The following is a 16,415-nucleotide window of genomic DNA, read 5'->3' as shown; positions in this document are numbered from 1 at the left end:
ACGGCCCGTACGCTGGTCCCGTGCGCGACGACCTGCTCCCCGTGCTCGCCTGCCCCGTCTGCGCCGAGCCCCTCGGCCGCGTCGACCCCGGTCAGGTCGGCTGCGCGAACGGTCACCGCTTCGACGAGGCGAAGCAGGGACACCTGACGCTGCTGCCGGCGAAGCGTCGGGCACTGACGGCGGACACGCCGGAGATGGTCGACGCCCGCATCCGGTTCCTCGGTCGCGGACACTACGCGCCCGTCGAGCGGGCGCTCGCCGCCGTCGTCGCCGAGGCGACGGCCCCCGGCATCGTCCTCGACGTCGGTTCGGGCCCGGGGACCTACCTCGCGCATGCGCTGCGCGCGGCTGCCGGGAGGCGCGGGGTCGCGTTGGACCTGTCGGCCGTCGCGATCCGGCGGGCGGCTCGCGTCCACGAGCGTGCCGGGGCTGTCGTGGGGGACGTGACCGAGCGCCTCCCGGTCGTCGACGGCGCCGCCGCGGTCCTGCTCGACGTCTTCGCCCCGCGCAACCAGTCGGAGTACGCCCGCGTGCTGCACCCGGACGGCGTCCTCGTCGTGGTGACGCCGCGGACCGGTCACCTGGCGGAGCTGGCCGAGGCGACCATCAGCGTCGACCCCGAGAAGGAACGGCGGCTCCGCGACTCCCTGACGCCGTCGTTCGTGCAGCGGTCGTCGGATGACCTGACCTGGACGATGGACCTCTCCGCCGAGGACGTGCACGACGTGGTGCACATGGGGCCGAGCCACCACCACGTCGCCGCGGACGCCGTGTTCCTGCCCGCCGCCGTGACGGCTGCGGTCACGATCAGTGCGTGGGCTCGCTCCTGAGTCGTCCTCACGGCATGATGGCCCCGTGGCCCGCACACGCTCGCAGCGCATCGCCGCCGTCGTGCTGACGGTCGCCGTGAGCACCGCGCTGACGGGGTGCTCCGCATCGCCGGAGTACGGCCGGGCCGGCTGCGTCCCGCGGTTCACGGTGACGCCGGACACCGCTCGGGCCGGCGAGACCGTGACGTTCTCCACGACGGACGAGTGCGACGTGGATGTGCCCGGTGGCGGGTGGCGGATCGAGGTGAGCGACAGCGAGGGGCACCGCCACGAGGACCGCGCACACTCCGATGAGCGGTTCGACGGCTCGTGGTCGGTGTCCGTTCCCCTCCCGGCTGAGATGCAGCCCGGCGACGGGATGCTCTCGATCGCGAACTGGGATTACTCCTCCTGCCCGGGCGACGCGAGCTGTGCGGGGCCCTTCGGGAACCTGACCGTCACCCGCGCCGCGTCAGTCACCGGTCGCTGACCGCCGCCGGGCGGTGTGGGACCGCGGATTGCGTGGGGAAGTGGCTCGGAAAGCGCCGCACCCCGAGAGTGCGGCCCGGGGAACACCCTCGAGCCGCACCGGAGTCCTACTCGGTCGGTGCGACGTCGAGCGCCCAGATGACCCCGAAGCGGTCCCGCAGCTGGCCGGCGAGCGGGGCCCACGCCGACGGGCCGAGCGGCTGCCGGACCTCGGCTCCCTCGGACAGTGCCGCCCAGTAGCGCTCGATCTCGGCTGCGTCGTCCCCGTGCACGAAGACGTAGAAGGCGTTCGTGCCCTGGTCGTACGGCTGCCCGGGCCAGACGTCGAACGCCATGACCCGGAGCCCGGCGGTCGTGGTCACCTGTCCGAAGACGACCCGGTCAGCCCAGGCCGGGTCGTCCGAGGCGCCCATCTGTCCGTACGTCACGGCGGCGACGTCCCCGCCGAAGACGGCGGCGTAGAAGTCGAGGGCGGCGCGGGCCTGTCCGTCGAAGTTGAGGTGTGTGGTCGTTTCGATGCTCATGGGACGAGCATCGACGGTGATGGGTCAGATCGTGTCCGCTTCTCCGCGGATACTGGTCGACATGGCCGGACCGTCCTCACGCATGCTGACGCTGCTCTCGCTGCTGCAGGTGCACCGGGACTGGCCGGGCGACGAGCTCGCCGGGCGACTCGACGTCAGTCCCCGCACGGTCCGCCGGGACGTCGACCGACTCCGGGAGCTCGGCTACCGGGTCGAGTCGCTGCGCGGACCGGCCGGCGGGTACCGGCTCGAGGCGGGGTCCGACCTGCCGCCGCTGCTCTTCGACGACGACCAGGCGGTCGCGATCGCCCTGGCGCTCGCGGTCGCACCGGCGTCCGGCGCGGACGTCGCCGAGTCGGCGGCACGAGCCCTCGCCACGGTGCGGCAGGTGATGCCCGCGCGGCTCCGCTCGCGGATCGACGCGGTCGAGGCCGTCACCGTGGCAGGGCGCACCCGCACCGACCCGGACGTGCTGGTGGCGGTCACCGAGGCGGTCCACCTGCACGAGGTCCTCCGCTTCGGGTACGGCGAGGACGAGCGGCTGCGCCGGGTCGAGCCGCACGCCGTCGTCGCCCGGAACGGCCGCTGGTACCTGCTCGACTGGGACCTCGACCGCGAGGACTGGCGTACCCACCGGATCGACCGGATCACCCCGCGGATGCGCACCCGGGTCGGCTTCGCCCCGCGGCCGATCCCGGGCGGGGACCCGGCAGCGTTCCTGTCGGCGCGGTTCAAGGGCTCGGCGCGCGACGACGTGTGGCCGTGCGTCGGGACGGCGGTGCTCCGGACGTCGGCGGGCTCGGTGGCGCCGTACCTGCCCGAGGACGCCGAGGTCGACGACCTCGGAGACGGCCGGTGCCGCGTCACGCTCGGCTCCTGGTCGTGGACCGGGCTCGCCGCGACGCTCGCCGGGTTCGCGGTGGACTTCACGGTCACGGAGCCCGACGAGCTCCGGCACGCGACCCTCGCCCTGGCCGATCGGCTGCGGGGAGCGGGCGCGCGTTAGCGGGGCGCATGCGTCGGGCACGGCGGCGTCAGGGAACCGTTAGGACCGGCCTGGAGGCGCGGATGAGGATCCACCATCAGTTCGGCACCACACGTGGTGTCGGTCCGCGTCGCCCGGCGCGGACACCGCAGATCTCCTGGAGTCCCTCGTGTTCGACGTCTTCGTCGTCGCCGGTGTCCTCGCCGTGTTCGGCGTGCTGGCACTCATCGCCAAGGGGGTGGAACGGCTGTGATCGGCATCACCATCGCGGCCGCCGTCCTCGGCATCGCAGCAGTCGTGTACCTCGTCTGGGCGCTCGTGCGTCCTGAGCGCTTCTGATGGGCGCCGCAGACACCTGGGCCGGCATCGTCCAGATCGCCACCGTCGTCCTGCTCCTCGTCGTCGCCTACCGCCCGGTCGGCGACTGGATGGCGCGCGTCTTCACGCCCACGAAGCACAACCGTGTGGAGCGCGGCGTGTACCGGCTCATCGGCGTCGACCCCGACGCTGAGCAGTCGTGGCCCGCGTACCTCCGCGGCGTGCTGCTGTTCAGCATCGTCGGGCTCCTGCTCGTCTACCTGCTCCAGCGGATCCAGGTCGTGCTGCCCGGTGACCTCGGGCTCCCCGCGGTCGGACCGTCGCTCGCGTTCAACACCGCGGCGTCGTTCGTCACGAACACGAACTGGCAGTCCTACTCGCCCGAGGTCACCCTCGGCTACTCCGTGCAGATGGCGGGCCTGGCGGTGCAGAACTTCCTGTCCGCCGCGGTCGGCCTCGCGGTCGCCGTCGCACTCGTCCGCGGGTTCGCCCGCCGTCGTACCGGCACGCTCGGCAACGTCTGGGTGGACGTCGTCCGCGCGACCGGCCGCCTGCTGCTGCCCGGCGCGTTCGTGTTCGCCATCGTCCTCATCGCCGGCGGCGTCATCCAGTCGTGGGGTGGCGGCACCGACGTCGCGACCCTGGCCGGCGGGACGCAGCACATCCCGGACGGGTTCGTCGCCTCGCAGGAGGCGATCAAGGAGCTCGGGACGAACGGCGGCGGGTACTTCAACGTCAACTCGGCGCACCCGTTCGAGAACCCGCAGGCGTGGACGAACCTCCTCGAGGTCTTCCTCATGCTGGTGATCCCGTTCTCGCTCCCGCGCACCTTCGGCCGGCTCGTCGACGACGACCGTCAGGGCTACGCGATCCTCGCCGTGATGGGTGCGATCTTCCTCGTGTCCCTGTCGGTGATGTCCATCGCCGAACTCGGTGCCGGGGGCAGTGCGACCCAGGCCGCCGGAGCCGCGATGGAGGGCAAGGAGGTCCGGTTCGGCATCCTCAGCACGACGCTCTTCGGCACCACCTCGACCGCGACGTCCACGGGCGCCGTGAACGGGATGTTCGACAGCTTCACCCCGATCGGCGGGATGATGGCGCTCGTCAACATGATGCTCGGCGAGATCTCGCCCGGCGGTGTCGGCTCGGGCCTCTACGGGATGCTCGTCCTCGCGGTGATCACCGTCTTCATCGGCGGTCTGCTCGTCGGCCGGACCCCGGAGTACCTCGGCAAGAAGATCCGGGCCCGTGAGATGACCTTCGCGTCGCTCTACGTCCTCGTCACCCCGACCCTGGCGCTCCTCGGCACCGGCCTGTCGCTCCTCATCCCCGGCGTCCGCGAGCAGGTGCTCGGCACCTCGCTCTTCAACCCGGGCAACCACGGCCTGTCCGAGCTCCTGTACGCGTTCACCTCGGGCGCGAACAACAACGGCTCGGCGTTCGGCGGCCTCACCGCGAACACCACGTGGATGAACTCCGCGCTCGGCGTCGTGATGCTGCTGGGCAGGTTCCTGCCGATGGTGTTCGTCCTGGCGCTCGCCGGGTCCCTCGCCACCCAGGACCGGGTGCCCGAGACGGTCGGCACGCTCCCCACGCACCGTCCGCTCTTCATCGTGCTGCTGGGCGGCGTCGCCATCGTCGTCACCGCACTCACCTACTTCCCGGTGCTCGCACTGGGTCCGCTCGCAGAAGGACTGTCATGACCACCGTGACCTCCGAGCACGAGGCGACCACCGCCTCCAGGCCGGCCACCCGCTCGTCCGCATTCGGGCCCCGTCAGCTCGTGGCGGGCCTCCCGGGCGCACTCCGCAAACTCGACCCGCGACTCATGTGGCGGAACCCCGTCATGTTCATCGTCGAGGTCGGCGCCGCCCTGACGACGGCGACCGCCGTCGTCGAACCCTCCGTCTTCACCACCGCGATCGCGGTCTGGCTGTGGCTCACCGTCGTCTTCGCCAACCTCGCGGAGTCCGTCGCCGAGGGCCGCGGCAAGGCGCAGGCCGAGACGCTGCGGAAGACCCGCTCGACGACCAGCGCACGCCGCGTCGTCGGGTACGACGCCGCTGACCCGTCCGCGCTGTCGGCGGCGACCGAGGACATCGCGTCCGTCGACCTGGCCAAGGGCGACGTCGTCGTGGTGGTGGCCGGCGAGGTCGTGCCGGGCGACGGTGACGTCATCGACGGCATCGCCTCGGTGGACGAGTCCGCCGTGACGGGGGAGTCCGCACCCGTCATCCGCGAGTCCGGCGGCGACCGCAGCGCCGTCACCGGTGGCACCCGGGTGCTGTCCGACCGGATCGTCGTCCGCATCACCTCGACCCCGGGCGAGACCTTCATCGACCGGATGATCCGGCTCGTCGAGGGCGCGGCCCGGCAGAAGACGCCGAACGAGATCGCGCTGAACATCCTGCTCGCCTCGCTGTCGATCGTGTTCGTGATCGTCTGCCTGACGATGCAGCCCATCGCGGGACTCGTCGGCGCGACCGTGAGCGTGCCCGTCCTCATCGCCCTCCTCGTCTGCCTCATCCCGACGACCATCGGGGCACTGCTCTCCGCGATCGGCATCGCCGGCATGGACCGCCTCGTGCAGCACAACGTGCTCGCGATGTCCGGCCGTGCGGTCGAGGCCGCCGGGGACATCACGACCCTGCTGCTCGACAAGACCGGGACCATCACGTACGGCAACCGCCGGGCGTCCCACGTGGTGCCGGTGCCCGGGGTCACGGTCGACGCACTGATGGAGGCGGCGGCGCTGTCCTCCGCTGCCGACGGCACCCCGGAGGGCCGCTCGATCGTCGAGCTCGCCGCCGCATCGGACATCGCGCCCGGCCTGCCCTCCGGCGCCGTCGAGGTGCCGTTCACCGCCCAGACCCGGATGTCCGGCGTCGACCTGCTCGACGGCACCGAGGTCCGTAAGGGCGCCGCTGCCGCAGTGCTGGCGTGGGCGGGAACCGCCTCGGCCGGTGTCGCCGGGGCGATCGACGCGACCGTCGCCGAGGTGTCCGACGCCGGTGGGACCCCGCTCGTCGTCGCCCGCCGATCGCCGTCGGGCGAGGCGACCCTGCTCGGTGTCGTGCACCTGAAGGACGTCGTGAAGGACGGCATCGCCGAGCGGTTCGAGTCGCTCCGCGCGATGGGCATCCGCACGGTGATGATCACCGGCGACAACCCCCGCACCGCCGCCGCGATCGCCGCCGAGGCCGGCGTCGACGACTTCCTCGCCGAAGCCACACCGGAGGACAAGCTCGCCCTGATCCGCAAGGAGCAGGAGGGCGGCAACCTCGTCGCGATGACCGGTGACGGCACGAACGACGCCCCGGCGCTCGCCCAGGCGGACGTCGGTGTCGCGATGAACACCGGGACGACCGCGGCGAAGGAAGCCGGCAACATGGTCGACCTCGACTCCGACCCGACGAAGCTCATCGACATCGTCCGGATCGGCAAGCAGCTCCTCATCACCCGCGGTGCCCTGACGACCTTCTCCATCGCGAACGACATCGCCAAGTACTTCGCGATCATCCCCGCGATGTTCCAGGTGGCGTTCCCCGGCCTGGCCGCACTGAACGTCATGGGGCTGCACAGTCCGTCGTCCGCGATCCTCAGCGCCGTCGTCTTCAACGCGCTCGTCATCGTGGCGCTCATCCCGCTCTCGCTGCGCGGCGTCAAGTATCGCGCAGCCTCGGCGTCGTCGATCCTCGGCCGGAACCTGCTCGTCTACGGGCTCGGCGGCGTGATCGTCCCCTTCATCGGCATCAAACTCATCGACCTCGTCGTCGGCCTCATCCCGGGATTCTGATCATGACCGCTCGTTCTTCCCTCCGTTCCGCCGGTGTGGCCGTCCGCCTCACCCTGCTCGCCACCGTGGTGCTCGGCATCGCGTACCCGCTCGCCGTGTGGGGCGTCGGCCAGGCCGCGTTCCACGACCAGGCGAACGGCTCGATGGTGGAGTCGTCCGACGGCACCGTCGTCGGGTCCTCGCTCATCGGGCAGTCCTTCGACGGCGGGCACGCCGACGAGTGGTTCCAGTCACGGCCGAGTGCCGCGGGTGAGAAGGGCTACGACGCCGGTGCGTCGTCCGGCTCGAACCTCGGGCCCACGAACCCCGACCTCCGAAAGGCCGTCGAGGAACGCCGTGCGGCCGTCGCGAAGGCCGACGGGGTGTCGCCCGCCGACGTGCCGGCGGACGCCGTCACCGCCTCGGGTTCCGGGCTCGACCCGGACATCAGCCCGGAGTACGCGCAGCAGCAGATCGCGCGGGTCGCAGCGGCGCGGGGGATGTCGACCGACGCCGTCCGTGCGCTCGTCGACCAGCACACGGAGTCGCGCCAGCTCGGGTTCCTCGGCGAGCCCGTGGTGAACGTGCTCGAGCTGAACCTGGCGCTCGCGAAGGCGTCCTGACCGTGCGGTCACCGGCCGGTGCGTCCGTCGTGACCCCCTCCGCTGAACACCGGTGCTCGTCGGTCGCGCCCTGGGATGTCGCGGTTCGACGCACGAACACCGGTGTTTTGCGGAGACCAGCAGCACCACGCGAGAGGATGAGCACGTGAAGCGCGGGAAGCTGCGGGTCCTGCTCGGTGCGGCGCCCGGTGTCGGCAAGACGTTCACGATGCTCGAAGAGGGGCACCGGCTGCGGCTCGAGGGCCGGGACGTGGTGGTCGCCGTCGTGGAGACCCACGGCCGCGCGGCCACCGCGACGCTCGTCGACGGACTCGAGGTCGTCCCCCGTCGCGTCGTCGAGCACCGCGGGGTCGAGCTCGACGACATGGACCTCGACGCCGTGATCGCCCGGGCGCCCGAGGTGGCCCTGGTGGACGAGCTCGCGCACACGAACGCCCCCGACGGCCCGCACGAGAAGCGCTGGCAGGACGTCGAGGCGCTGCTCGCCGCGGGCATCGACGTGATCTCGACCGTGAACGTCCAGCACATGCAGTCCCTCGGGGACGTCGTCCGCGAGATCACGGGCACCGTGCAGCGCGAGACCGTGCCGGACGCCGTGGTGCGGGCGGCGGACCAGATCGAGGTGGTGGACCTCGCCCCCGCGGCCCTCCGCGAGCGGCTCTCGGACGGGCTGGTGTACCCGGCCACCCGGATCGACGCGGCGCTGTCCAACTACTTCCGGCTCGGGAACCTCACCGCCCTGCGGGAGATCGCGCTGCTCTGGCTCGCCGACGAGGTCGACGACGCACTGAAGGCGTACCGCGCCGAGCACGGCATCGACCACCGCTGGGAGACCCGGGAGCGGGTGCTCGTCGCGCTCACCGGCGGCCCGGAGGGCGAGACGCTCCTCCGCCGTGGTGCCCGGATCGCCGCCCGGAGTGCCGGCGGCGAACTCGCGGCCGTGCACGTCACCACGAACGACGGGCTGCGGGAGCGCCACCCCGGCGCCCTCGGGAAGCAGCGTGCCCTGCTCGAGCAGCTCGGCGGGACCTACCACCAGGTCGTCGGTGACGACGTGCCCACGACCCTGGTGCGGTTCGCGAAGTCGATCGACGCGACGCAGATCGTCATCGGCGTCAGCCGTCGCAGTCGCCTCGCGGCCGCGACGACCGGGCCGGGCATCGGCAACACGGTCATCCGCGAGTCCGGCGACATCGACGTGCACGTGGTCACCCACGAGCGGGCCGGTGGCGGGTTCGCCCTGCCGAAGCTCGGCGGCAGCCTGTCCCGCGGCCGGATCCTCGCGGCGTTCGTGCTCTCGATCGTGGTCGGACCGCTGCTCACCTGGTTGCTCTCGCTCGGCAGCGACCCGGACGCGATCACGGTCGACGTCCTGGCGTACCAGCTGCTCGTGCTCGTCGTGGCGCTCGTCGGTGGGATGTGGCCGGCGGTGTTCGCCGCCGTGCTCTCCGGGCTGAGCCTCGACTTCTTCTTCGTGCAACCCCTCTACATGGTCACCGTCCAGCAGCCCTGGCACCTCGTCGCGCTCGTCATGTACGTCATCAGTGCCGTGCTCGTGAGCTTCGTCGTGGACCGCTCGGCCCGGCGCTCCCGTGCAGCGCGGCGGGCAGCGGCCGAGTCCGGGCTCCTCGTCGGGATCGCCGGCAGCGTGCTGCGGGGCGACGACGCGCTGCAGGCGCTCCTCGACCGGACGCGGGAGGCCTTCGGCTTCGTGGGCGTCCGGATCCGCCAGGGCGACGAGGTGCCGGCGTCGTCGGGGACGTTCGGCGAGACGCCGGACGCGGCCACGCGCCTCCCGTCCGGTGCCGTGCTCGAGTTCGCGGGCGCCCCGGACGACCCGACCCAGCGGCGGCTCCTGCGCGTCGTCGAGCAGCAGCTCGACGCCGCCGTCGAGCACCGCGAACTCACCCGCACCGCGGGGGACGCGGAGCGGATCGCGGCGGCAGACCGTGTCCGCAGCGCGATCCTCGCGGCCGTCGGCCACGACGTCCGACGGCCGATCGCAGCGGCCTCGGCAGCCGTGCAGACGCTGCGTGCGTCCGACATCGAGTTGTCGCAGACGGACCGGGAGGCGCTGCTCGCGACCGCCGACGAGAGCCTCGGTCAGCTGGCGGTGCTGTTGGCGGACCTGCTGGACGTCAGCCGGGTGCAGGCGGGGGTGCTCGCCGTCACGCCGGTCGCGATCGCGCTCGAGACGGTGGTCGCCCCGGCGCTCGACGAACTCGAACTCGGTCCGGACGACGTCGACCTCGACCTGCCCGCAGACCTGCCGCCGGTGCTCGCCGACGCGGTCCTGCTGCAGCGGGTGGTCGTGAACCTGCTCGCCAACGCCTCCCGGTACGCCCCCGAGGGGACCCGCGTGCGCGTCGCCGCGAGTGCGTTCGGCGGCGGGGTCGAACTCCGCGTCGCCGACCACGGCCCCGGTATCCCCGAGGACCGTCGCGGCGAGGTGTTCCAACCCTTCCAACGCCTCGGGGACACCGACAACGACACCGGGCTGGGGCTCGGGCTGGCGCTCGCGCGCGGCTTCACCGAGGGGATGGGCGGGACGATCGAGGTCGACGACACCCCCGGTGGCGGACTGACCGTGGTGGTACGGCTGCCGATCGCGGGGCACCTGGGAGTGGAGATCCGATGAAGGTCCTGATCGCCGACGACGACGCACAGCTCGTCCGGGCGCTCGCGGTGACGCTCGCAGCCCGCGGCTACGACGTCGTCACCGCCCGGGACGGCCGCGCCGCGATCGACTCGGTCATCACCGAACGGCCCGACCTGGTGCTGCTCGACCTCGGTATGCCCCGGCTCGACGGCATCGGGGTGCTCGAGGGCGTCCGGGCGTGGTCGCAGGTGCCGGTGCTCGTGCTGTCCGGCAGGACCGACTCGTCCGACAAGGTCGGCGCCCTCGACGCCGGTGCCGACGACTACGTGACGAAGCCGTTCCAGATGGACGAACTGCTCGCCCGGCTCCGGGCACTCGGGCGTCGCCGGCAGGCCGCGGTGGACGAGGCGCCGACGATCCGCATTGGGCCGCTCGTGGTCGACCTGGTCGCGAAGCAGGTCACACCCGAGGAGGGCCCGGCGATCCGGCTGACCCCGACCGAGTGGCGGCTGCTCGAGGTCCTCGTCACGAACCCGGACCGGCTGATGACCCGCGAGATGCTCCTCACCGAGGTGTGGGGTCCCTCGCACGGCAACGACTCCGGCTACCTCCGCCTGTACATGGCGCAGCTCCGCCGGAAGCTCGAACCCGATGCCGCCCATCCGCGGTACCTCGTGACCGAGTCCGGGATGGGCTACCGGTTCAGCCCGGCGGGGGTCACGCCCGCGAGCTGAACGCCGCGAGCTCGGCGCGGGTGCGGGCGCCGTGCTTCCGGAGCAGGTTCGCCACGTGGTACTTCACCGTGTTCAGGCTGATGCCCAGCCCGTCCGCGATCTCCCGGTTGCCGACACCCGTCGCGACCAACCGGAGCACGTCCTGTTCCCGCGGCGTGAGGTCGGACGCATCGGCAGCGGGCGGGCTGCCCGGCGGCGGGTCGAGGGGGATCGTGATGTCGAGCACGGAACCCCAGCCGGCGGTGGACTCGACGTCCAGCCGTCCGTCGAGCGCCACGACCCGTTCGGCGATCGGCCGCATCACGTCGTCGTGGGCGTCGAGCGTGCCGGCTCCGTCGTCGCGGAGCTGCATGAGGAGGTTCCGGCCGTCGCAGTCCCACTGGATCCGGACCCGGTGCGCGGCCCCTTCGTCGACGAGGGCGAGGACCGCGGTGCGGACGATGGCGCGGGCGCTGTGCGCGACGTCCCCGGGGAGCGCGCGGCCGGTGGCCGGCGGTTCGACGAACTGCACGTCGAGGTCACCGAACCGCACCAGCGGGCGGAGGTCGGCCCGGAGCCGGGAGAACGCGCCGGTGACCGGTTCGAGGAGTGCGCCGCGCTGCCGGTCCGTCACGGTCCGCAGGTCCACCAGGGCGGCCGAAGCGATCTCGACGGCCTCGGCGCGGGCCGCCGCGTCGCCCACCCGCCGTGAGCGGAGGACGGCGAGCACCGACTCGAGGGTGAGTGCGTGCCGGTCCGCCTGCTCGGCGACGGTCCGGGCGTGCTCCGCGACCGCGAGCCGGTCGGCGGGGTCCCCACGGGCCTCCAGGCCGCCGGCGACCCCTGTGTCGTTCGGTTCCTCGCTCACGCCACCACCGTACGACTCCCACCCGAGCGGGTGGGGCCACCCGATCGGGTGGGCACCCTGCCGTGTCGGGTAGCGGCGCCCGCACCAGGCGGCGACCAGGCTCGTCGACATGTCCGCAGTCACCGTCCCCGAAGCCCTCGACCGCATCGTCGGCGAGGCCGCCGACCTCGCCGGGAGCGTCGGCGGCGACACCGACGCGGCGCTCGGGATGCTCGAGCGGGCCTCCCGGGTCTTCGTCCACGGCGCCGGACGGTCGGGCCTCGCACTCCGGATGACGGCCATGCGGCTCATGCACCTCGGACTCGAGGTCCACGTCGTCGGCGAGGTGACCACGCCCGCGATCCGCGAGGGCGACGTGCTCCTCGTCGCGAGCGGTTCCGGCACGACCGCCGGCATCGTCGCCGCCGCACGGACCGCGACCGACGTCGGCGCCGGCGTGCTCGCGGTGTCCACCACCGACGACGCCCCGCTCGCCGAACTCGCCGCGGTGACCCTCGTCGTCCCCGCCGCGACGAAGACCGACCGCTCCGGCACCGCCTCCGTCCAGTACGCCGGCAGCCGCTTCGAGCAGGCCGTCGTCCTGCTCGGCGATGCACTCTTCCACGCCCTGTGGACGCGCAGCGGCCTGTCCGCCGACGACCTGTGGCCGAGCCACGCCAACCTCGAATGAAAGGCACCACCATGCAGCTCCAGTTCGCCATCGACACCCTCTCCACCGACACCGCCCTCGAGCTCGCCGCGCAGGCCGCACCGAGCGTCGACATCCTCGAACTCGGCACCCCGCTCATCAAGAGCGCCGGCGTCTCCGCGATCACCGCGATGAAGGAAGCGCACCCGGACAAGACCGTGTTCGCCGACCTCAAGACCATGGACGCCGGCGAGCTCGAGGCCGACCTGGCCTTCTCCGCCGGTGCCGACCTCGTCACCGTCCTCGGCGTCGCCGGGGACTCCACCATCGTCGGGGCCGTCGCCGCCGCCGAGAAGCACGGCAAGGGCGTCGTCGTCGACCTCATCGGGGTCGCCGACAAGGCCGCCCGTGCCCGCGAGGTCGTCGCGCTCGGCGCCGTCTTCGTCGAGGTGCACGCCGGACTCGACGAGCAGGCGGAGGACGGCTTCACGTTCGGCGACCTGCTCGAGGCCGGGAAGGCCTCCGGCGTCCCGTTCTCGATCGCGGGCGGCGTGAAGGCGTCCTCGATCGGCGACGTGCAGGCGTCCGGCGCGGTCGTCGCCGTGGCCGGCAGCGCGATCTACAGCGCGTCGGACGTCGCCGCTGCGGCTGCCGAGCTGCGTGCGGGGATCAGCGAGGGCGCGGCGGTCTGAGACGCGGCTCGCCCGGGCCGCTCCGGGCGTGCGCGGCAACCGCCGAGTGTCCCCCGCACTCGACGGTTGCTGCGCACTGCGGTGCCCTCGCGACCCGCACTGCGGTGCCCTCGCGACCCGCGCGGCGGTAGCGTCGTCGCGTGACGATCGAGCTGCGCCGCGTGACCGCCGACGACTGGGAGTCCTGGCGACCGGTCCGGCTGGCGGCGCTCGCCGAGGCCCCCGACGCCTTCGGGTCCACTCTCGCCGACTGGCAGGACGCTCCCGAGCACCGGTGGCGGACCCGCCTGTCGATCCCGGGAGCGATCGACCTCGTCGCCGTCGCCGTCGACGGGGCGGTCCCGGTCGGCCTCGCGAGCGGCGTCCCCGATCCCGACGACCCCGAGCGTGCGGAGCTCATCTCGATGTGGGTGGACCCGGCGGCCCGGGGCCAGGGCGTCGCGCGGACGCTCATCACCGCCATCGCCCGGTGGGCTGCTTCCTCGGGCGCGCTGACGCTCACGCTCTCGGTGATGCCGGACAACGACGCCGCGCGTCGCGCCTACGAGCGCACGGGCTTCACGGCGTCGGACACCCCGGGCGATGCCCTGCCCGACGGCCGGCACGAGGTAGTCATGCTCCGCGACCTCACCCCGGAGCGGACCCTCGACGCGTACGAGCGGGCAGCCGATCGCTACACCGAACGCACCGACGACCACCGCGCAGGGTTGGTGGACGACTTCGTCGCCCTCGTCCCGCCGGGCTCGCACGTCCTCGAACTCGGGTCCGGCCCGGGTCGGGACGCACTCGCGCTCGAGGCGGCGGGACTCGTGGTCGACCGGACCGACGGTGCACAGTCCTTCGTCGACGCACTTCGCGAGCAGGGGCACCCCGCCCGGCTCCTCGACGTCCGGTCCGGCGGCTTCGGCGGGCCGTTCGACGCCGTCTTCGCGAACGCCGTCCTGCTCCACGTGCAGCGCACGGCGCTCGGCGGCGTCCTCGCCCGGGCGTTGGCCGCGGTCCGGCCCGGAGGCGTCCTCGCGGCCACGGTGAAGCGGGGCGACGGCGAGGCCTGGACCACCCGGAAGCTCGATCGTGCGCGACACTTCACCTACTGGACCGACGACGCCCTCGCCGAGGTCGTCGCCGGAGCAGGGTGGCACGACGTCGTCGTCCGCGAGACCACAGCAACCGACGCCGACGGGCGTCGAACCGCCGCAGAGCGCTGGCTGACCGTCACGGCCAGACGGCCCGAGGAAGCAGGACGACCATGAACCGAGCACTCCGCTGGACGACCTGGATCGTCGCTGTGATCGTGCTGATCGCCGTGGTGTTCCTCGTCTGGGCGAACATCGTCATGCAGGGCACCCGCAGTGCAGCGCTGCAGGTCTGGCGCGACGACCGGGTGGCCGTCCGCGATGCCGGTGACTCCGTCGTGATGACGCCGACTGGGACCGCGAACGGCAAGGGGATCGTGTTCATCCCCGGCGCGAAGGTGGACCCGTACGCGTACATGGCGACGTTCCGGCAGGTCGTCGCGTCCGGCACGACGGTGGTCATCACGAAGCCGACGCTGCACCTCGCGTTCTTCGACACGCGTCCGCTGTCGACGTTCGAGGCACACGCCCCGTCGATCCGGACCTGGGCCGTCGGCGGCCACTCGCTCGGCGGGGTGCGCGCGTGCCAGCTCGCGCAGGACGCGGACGGTCTGCTCCTGCTCGGCAGCTACTGCGCGAACGACATCAGCCGGTCGTACATCCAGGTGTTGAGCGTGTCGGGTTCGCGTGACGGGCTCTCCACGCCGGCCAAGGTCGACGCGGCCAGGCACCTCCTGCCGTCGACCGCGACGATGACGGAGATCGAGGGGTCGAACCACGCCGAATTCGGCGCGTACGGGGACCAGCCGGGAGACCGGACGGCGACCATCAGCCGCGCTGACGCACGGCAGCAGATCAGCGACGCGATCGAGGAGTGGGTGCGCGGGCTCGGCTGATCGCGTGGTGGGTCCGGACGGGCCTGGAGGCGCGTGGTGTGCTCGTCAGCGGATCACGCCCGCCTCGTGGTCGCGTCCGGAACGACGACCGGTGACGCGTGCGATGAAGTACAGCACCACACCGACGGCGAGGAGCAGCGCCGCGTAGAGCCACACCTGCCCGCTCTGCTGGGTGAGGAGCAGGATGCAGGACGCGACGCCGAGCACCGGCACGAAGGTCCACACCCGGAAGTGGTCGTGCTCGACCTCGTCCCGGCGCAGCACGAGCACGGCGACGTTCGTGCTGATGAACACGAAGAGCAGCAGGAGCACGACCGTCTCGGCGAGGGTGCCGACGTCCCCGACCAGGGTGAGGAGCATCGCCACGACGGTCGTCGCCACGATCGCGGTCCACGGGGTCTTCCGGTTGGGCAGCACCCTGCTGAGGACCGCCGGCAGGAGCCGCTGCTCGGCCATGCCGTAGGTGACGCGGCTCGCCATGATCATCGTGAGGAGGGCCCCGTTCGCCACCGCCACGAGGGCGATCAGGCTGAACACCCAGTCCGGGATCGGGACGCCGCTCGCCGAGACGACGGCGAGCAGCGGCCCGCTCGACTTCGACAGCTCGGACGCGGGGAGTGCGATCGAGCTCGCGAGGGCGACGAGCACGTAGACGACGCCCGCGGTCGCGAGCGCACCGAACAGTGCCTTCGGGTAGACCCGGCGCGGCTCGCGGACCTCCTCCGCGATGTTGGCCGAGGTCTCGAACCCGACGAACGAGTAGTAGGCGACGATGGCGGCGCTGAGGGTGGCGAGCGCCGGGTTCGCCTCGGCCGGGAACGACCCGATGCGGGAGACGTCACCGCCGCCGCCACCGAGCATCACGGCGACGACCACGATGACGATGACGAGACCCGAGACCTCGATGATCGTCATCACGACGTTGCTCTTCAGCGAGTCCGAGATGCCGCGGGCGTTGAGGCACGCGATGAGGGCGAGGAAGACGATCGCGGTCGGCACCGGCGGCAGGTCGACGAACGTGCCGAGGTAGTCGCCGGCGAAGGCGAGCGAGAGCCCGGCGGCGCTGGTGACCCCGGCGGCGAGCATGCTGAACCCGACCAGGAACGAGACGATCGGGGTGCGGTAGGCGCGCTCGGCGAAGACGGCGGCACCGCCCGCCTTCGGGTACTTCGTGACGAGCTCCGCGTACGACCCCGCGGTCAGCAGGGCGAGCAGGAGCGCGAGCACGAGCGGTGCCCAGAGCGCCCCACCGACGTCCTTCGAGAGCGTGCCCATCAGGGCGTAGATGCCGGCGCCGAGGACGTCGCCGAGGATGAACAGGTACAGGAGCGGGCCGGTGATCGCCTGCTTGAGCTTCGAGCCCTCGGCGCGCTGGCTCGTCGCGGCTGCGGTGTCGCTGGTCATGGTGGTGCCTTCCGTC

Annotated in this window: 16 protein-coding genes; 13 read left to right on the top strand and 3 right to left on the bottom strand. The window is 72.4% G+C overall.

The window, feature by feature from the left end; translation table 11 throughout:
- Positions 1–20: 20 nt before the first annotated feature.
- Together BLT36_RS01795 and BLT36_RS01790 are read left to right on the top strand one after the other, a co-directional pair.
- Positions 21–830, top strand: a complete 810-nt coding sequence (locus tag BLT36_RS01795; protein WP_092091408.1) for a putative RNA methyltransferase — start codon at positions 21–23, stop codon at positions 828–830.
- Between the two features lie 25 nt (positions 831–855).
- Positions 856–1,299, top strand: a complete 444-nt coding sequence (locus tag BLT36_RS01790; protein ID WP_092091407.1) for a hypothetical protein — start codon at positions 856–858, stop codon at positions 1,297–1,299.
- A gap of 106 nt (positions 1,300–1,405) precedes the next feature.
- On the opposite strand, the gene BLT36_RS01785 is transcribed toward BLT36_RS01790, so the two are convergent.
- The gene (locus BLT36_RS01785; protein WP_092091405.1) at positions 1,406–1,822 is read right to left on the bottom strand and encodes a VOC family protein; all 417 of its coding nucleotides are present in this window, start codon (positions 1,820–1,822) and stop codon (positions 1,406–1,408) included.
- Between the two features lie 61 nt (positions 1,823–1,883).
- Here BLT36_RS01785 and BLT36_RS01780 point away from each other — a divergent pair, with 61 nt between their 5' ends.
- From BLT36_RS01780 to BLT36_RS01750, 7 genes are all read left to right on the top strand, one after another.
- Positions 1,884–2,828, top strand: coding sequence for a helix-turn-helix transcriptional regulator (locus BLT36_RS01780; protein ID WP_092091403.1), 945 nt, complete (start codon positions 1,884–1,886; stop codon positions 2,826–2,828).
- A 228-nt stretch (positions 2,829–3,056) separates the two neighbouring features.
- A complete protein-coding gene (locus BLT36_RS01775) occupies positions 3,057–3,146 on the top strand; it encodes a potassium-transporting ATPase subunit F (protein ID WP_017887940.1) in 90 nt (29 codons plus the stop codon).
- On the top strand, positions 3,146–4,828 hold the full coding sequence (gene kdpA, locus BLT36_RS01770; protein ID WP_092091401.1) for a potassium-transporting ATPase subunit KdpA: 1,683 nt from the start codon (positions 3,146–3,148) through the stop codon (positions 4,826–4,828). Before BLT36_RS01775 ends, kdpA begins: the two co-directional genes overlap by 1 nt.
- Entirely contained in the window at positions 4,825–6,921 is a 2,097-nt protein-coding gene (gene kdpB, locus BLT36_RS01765) for a potassium-transporting ATPase subunit KdpB (protein WP_092091400.1), read from the top strand. Before kdpA ends, kdpB begins: the two co-directional genes overlap by 4 nt.
- Before the next feature lie 2 nt (positions 6,922–6,923).
- Positions 6,924–7,523 carry a potassium-transporting ATPase subunit KdpC gene (gene kdpC / locus BLT36_RS01760; protein WP_092091398.1) on the top strand — a complete coding sequence of 200 codons (600 nt, stop codon included), beginning with the start codon at positions 6,924–6,926 and terminating at the stop codon, positions 7,521–7,523.
- Between the two features lie 145 nt (positions 7,524–7,668).
- A complete protein-coding gene (locus BLT36_RS01755) occupies positions 7,669–10,161 on the top strand; it encodes an ATP-binding protein (RefSeq protein WP_092091396.1) in 2,493 nt (830 codons plus the stop codon).
- The gene (locus tag BLT36_RS01750; RefSeq protein ID WP_092091395.1) at positions 10,158–10,856 is read left to right on the top strand and encodes a response regulator; all 699 of its coding nucleotides are present in this window, start codon (positions 10,158–10,160) and stop codon (positions 10,854–10,856) included. Before BLT36_RS01755 ends, BLT36_RS01750 begins: the two co-directional genes overlap by 4 nt.
- Here the strand turns inward: BLT36_RS01750 and BLT36_RS01745 are convergent.
- Positions 10,840–11,703 carry a helix-turn-helix transcriptional regulator gene (locus BLT36_RS01745; protein ID WP_254787270.1) on the bottom strand — a complete coding sequence of 288 codons (864 nt, stop codon included), beginning with the start codon at positions 11,701–11,703 and terminating at the stop codon, positions 10,840–10,842. The genes BLT36_RS01750 and BLT36_RS01745 overlap by 17 nt on opposite strands.
- Before the next feature lie 109 nt (positions 11,704–11,812).
- Here BLT36_RS01745 and hxlB point away from each other — a divergent pair, with 109 nt between their 5' ends.
- From hxlB to BLT36_RS01725, 4 genes are all read left to right on the top strand, one after another.
- Positions 11,813–12,373 carry a 6-phospho-3-hexuloisomerase gene (gene hxlB, locus BLT36_RS01740; protein WP_092091390.1) on the top strand — a complete coding sequence of 187 codons (561 nt, stop codon included), beginning with the start codon at positions 11,813–11,815 and terminating at the stop codon, positions 12,371–12,373.
- An 11-nt stretch (positions 12,374–12,384) separates the two neighbouring features.
- A complete protein-coding gene (gene hxlA, locus BLT36_RS01735) occupies positions 12,385–13,023 on the top strand; it encodes a 3-hexulose-6-phosphate synthase (RefSeq protein ID WP_092091388.1) in 639 nt (212 codons plus the stop codon).
- 140 nt (positions 13,024–13,163) lie between these two features.
- On the top strand, positions 13,164–14,276 hold the full coding sequence (locus BLT36_RS01730; RefSeq protein ID WP_092091386.1) for a bifunctional GNAT family N-acetyltransferase/class I SAM-dependent methyltransferase: 1,113 nt from the start codon (positions 13,164–13,166) through the stop codon (positions 14,274–14,276).
- Positions 14,273–14,995 carry an alpha/beta hydrolase gene (locus tag BLT36_RS01725; protein WP_092091385.1) on the top strand — a complete coding sequence of 241 codons (723 nt, stop codon included), beginning with the start codon at positions 14,273–14,275 and terminating at the stop codon, positions 14,993–14,995. Before BLT36_RS01730 ends, BLT36_RS01725 begins: the two co-directional genes overlap by 4 nt.
- Before the next feature lie 45 nt (positions 14,996–15,040).
- Here the strand turns inward: BLT36_RS01725 and BLT36_RS01720 are convergent, their stop codons facing one another.
- Positions 15,041–16,399 carry an APC family permease gene (locus tag BLT36_RS01720; RefSeq protein WP_092091383.1) on the bottom strand — a complete coding sequence of 453 codons (1,359 nt, stop codon included), beginning with the start codon at positions 16,397–16,399 and terminating at the stop codon, positions 15,041–15,043.
- Between the last annotated feature and the right edge of the window lie 16 nt (positions 16,400–16,415).

Origin of the sequence: Curtobacterium sp. UNCCL20 (assembly GCF_900101675.1) — a bacterium.
GTDB lineage: Bacteria > Actinomycetota > Actinomycetes > Actinomycetales > Microbacteriaceae > Curtobacterium.
The sequence above is the reverse complement of the archived record's forward strand: the minus strand, read 5'-3'. Positions and strand labels throughout refer to the sequence as shown.